The sequence below is a fragment of the Leptolyngbya sp. FACHB-671 genome, assembly GCF_014695745.1.
Lineage (GTDB): Bacteria > Cyanobacteriota > Cyanobacteriia > Elainellales > Elainellaceae > JAAUTN01.
Genome location: NZ_JACJOV010000066.1, coordinates 1 through 3,047 on the forward strand (window position 1 = coordinate 1; position 3,047 = coordinate 3,047).

Genomic DNA, 3,047 nt, shown 5'->3' on the forward strand with positions numbered 1-3,047 from the left:
GCTCCTCTAATCCTTGGGCAATGATATTCAGAATTGCGATCGCAGGATGCTTAGGTACAAAAAGGGCAAGTGGGATGTGTTCCTGTGACGCATCGGCAAACGCGATAGAGCGAGGAATAGGAGGATATATCTTACCTACTTGAGATAGCTGTTCTTCAATCGTCTGAAGACTCATCTTGGCTTGAACTGTTTGTGCTTCATGCATCGTAGGAACAATTCCAGCGATCTTCAAAGATTTGTTGGCACGAGCACGCACACGCGAAACTGTATCTAGCAATAGATCCGTTCCAACCAATGCTTTATAGTGCGTTTGAATGGGAATCAACGTATGGGTAGCTGCTACAAGGCTCAGGTAGCTAAGAATGCCAAGGCTAGGTGGGCAGTCGATCAAGATGAAATCGTAGGAATCAAGGAATGGCGCTAAAGCTTCCTTTAAGCGGAGATCGCGCATATCTGCCACAACCAATTCCAATTCGGCTGCACTAAGCCTCAGATTAGCTGGAGCCAAATCCATTCCATGTATGCCCTTGTGGATTGGCATCTCTTCGCTCAAAACCACAGCATTATAAATAGTGCGAGACAGGTTGTATACGTCCAACCCCATGAAGGTAGTCAAGGAGGCTTGAGGGTCCATGTCGGCCAGCATCACTCGACGATTTCTCTGAGCCAACTGATAGCCCAAATTCATCGTCAAACTGGTCTTAGCAACCCCTCCCGCTTGATTGAACAGTGCGATAACTTTTACCACTAGCAGGTTCCACATCTATATTCAAAAGTTTAGGGGATTCTGGCAGGGCAAGGGTAGGCATTTTCAATAAAACCGACTCGTCAAGCCCAAAATTTGGAAGCTGAACGAATGCAGCTTAAAGGGTTGTGTCGCAAAGATTTCTAAATGGCGAACAATCTGTATCGTTCGCGTTGTTCTAGGCAGCAATTCCAAAGATTGATTCGATAAATTTTGCTTGAGACACAGGGTTCCCTTGTTTGACTTCTTTGACTTGCCCTTTACGAATCATATTCATTGCCTCGATTCCGCTCAACGTTCTTCTGGCACTATTAAACATCTTGAACCCCATCATCGGTTTCACAAGGCGCTTGATGTTTCGATGGTCTTGCTCAATCACGTTATTCAAATACTTGCTCTGGCGCAATTCGGTCTCCTGGTCGCGCTGCTTCGCAGATACCGCAAGGGTCGTCTCATCTCCTTTAAGAGCCTCCATCGCGACGGGGTAAGCCGCATTTTTCTCGACGGTTATCTCGTTTGTCTAACTCCGGGGCGTACCTCAACACCCAGCGATTGATTTAAGACATATATATCAGGGGGTGGATCAAGAGTGGTGCTTGCGACAGGCTCTGAGGTCATCAATCCTTCCTGATCTGAGTGAGCAAGGCTGTCTCGCTGCTGCCATTGGGCAAAAATGGTGTCTCGCTCATCCTCAGGTGGTTGGTACTGGTAGACTCTGGCTCCTCCCCGTCGCCCATCAGATGCAACATCTCGTCTGACACAGATCAATTTCAATCCCAGTTTGCTGAGTAATGCCTGCACGACCGCGATCGCTGTCATCTTTTCAGAAATGGTGAGATTAAGGACGGCTTTGATGTCGTGGCTAAACTGAACAGCCCGGTGGCGGAGCTGCTCAACATCTGAATCGATCGCACGAATCTGTCGCTCGGGGTCTAAAAGGTTGAGTACTCCCAGAACTTTGAAGGTTTCAACCTGGGCGGTCAGCAAGCGCACATCTTGTAAAGCGATCTTTCCGTCACCGCGATCGAGATGCCCCTGCCACTCTTTGAGATCCCGTAACCGAACTAATTCTGGGTCATGAGTCAGGTAGTAGTGCAGCCGCAGTTGGGCATACCAGCCTTCATCGTCTTTGATCTTTAGCTCCGGCGTAATCGGGACTGAGTAGCGGCGCTGCAATTCATGTTTGTGCTGAGCATGGCGTTCGTCTGCGGTCTTCGCCCGCTGGTCTTTGAGTTGCTCATATTCTGTTGTGCTGAGCATGGGAGCAAGGGCGATCGCCTGCGCCTCACTTAAGCGGCTGGCTTCCTGAATTCCTTTAATGTCCTGAGTAACCAGTTCTGCGACGATCTCGTTATGCTGCCATTGCAAATACTCAACGCCGGGGAATTGCAGCACACCCTTTAGCAAATCTTCTTTTAATGCTTGGGCGATCGCCTTGGCTCCAAACGTTTCGGCAAGTTCCGTGCAAAGCGATTGAAACTCCGGCGGTAGCAGTTTCAGCAGATCATCAGTTACGGTTGTGACCTGGTGCCCTTCCATCACCAAACCATTGCGAAACTCGCTGCGGTAGCTCCATAAGGACACATTGACGCGGGCTGCCATCTTTGCCCAGCTGCGGAGGGTTATGGGGTCGGTCTGGGCATCGATATCAAAATCTACTTCCTTGAGCAGGGCGATGTTGTACTTCACGGCTTTGGTCGTGGAGTGAATCACATCCTGATAGCTGCAACTGCCATTGCCCACCTTTCCCGGACCAAATCGAACTGCCCAAATAAACCGAGGCACCGGTTCTCGAATTCGTGCTAAAGCTTGTCGGGACTCAGCATCAGGCGTTACCCCTTGGAAGATGCCAAACACGGCTTTGAAATGACCGCGCACATCGATCGAAACCCCCGTGCCGATCGTTGGGGTTGCCAGCACGATGTCATAGTTCAGGATGACCTGGTTGAGCCGTTCCACGATTCCGTAAGCCGGGTGCTGAGGGTCAGCAACACTTTCAGAGTCAATGCGGAGGATGCGTTTGCTAGGATAGCGAGATTGCAGGTAAGTTTCCAAGTTTTTAGAACTCCACCGACCGCTGACTTTTTGAGAATCCAACGCCACAAACACGGCTCCCTGCTCAATGAAGTCTTCCATCCGCGCCACCAGGGGAGCAGGGTTTTTGGTGTCGTAGAATGAGACTGCCCACCCAGTTTCTGGTTTCCATTGATTGACGACAATCCAGGGTTCGATCGGCGCTTCAACTAAACCCTTGAGGTAATCAATGCTGACATCAGATAGGTCGGCATCTTGGGCAATGATT

General features: G+C 49.9%; 2 protein-coding genes and 1 pseudogene. All 3 read right to left on the reverse strand.

The features are described 5' to 3' along the window. The coding region (locus H6F93_RS07955) for an AAA family ATPase (RefSeq protein ID WP_190680001.1) at positions 1-748 on the reverse strand (748 nt) is incomplete at its 3' end. Positions 749-923: 175 nt separating this feature from the next. Beyond that, positions 924-1,256, reverse strand: a pseudogene (locus H6F93_RS07960) (DDE-type integrase/transposase/recombinase); the annotation flags it as partial. Next, positions 1,253-3,047: plasmid replication protein, CyRepA1 family (locus H6F93_RS07965; protein ID WP_347277261.1), on the reverse strand; the 1,795-nt coding region annotated here is incomplete at its 5' end. The pseudogene H6F93_RS07960 and the gene H6F93_RS07965, both read right to left, overlap by 4 nt.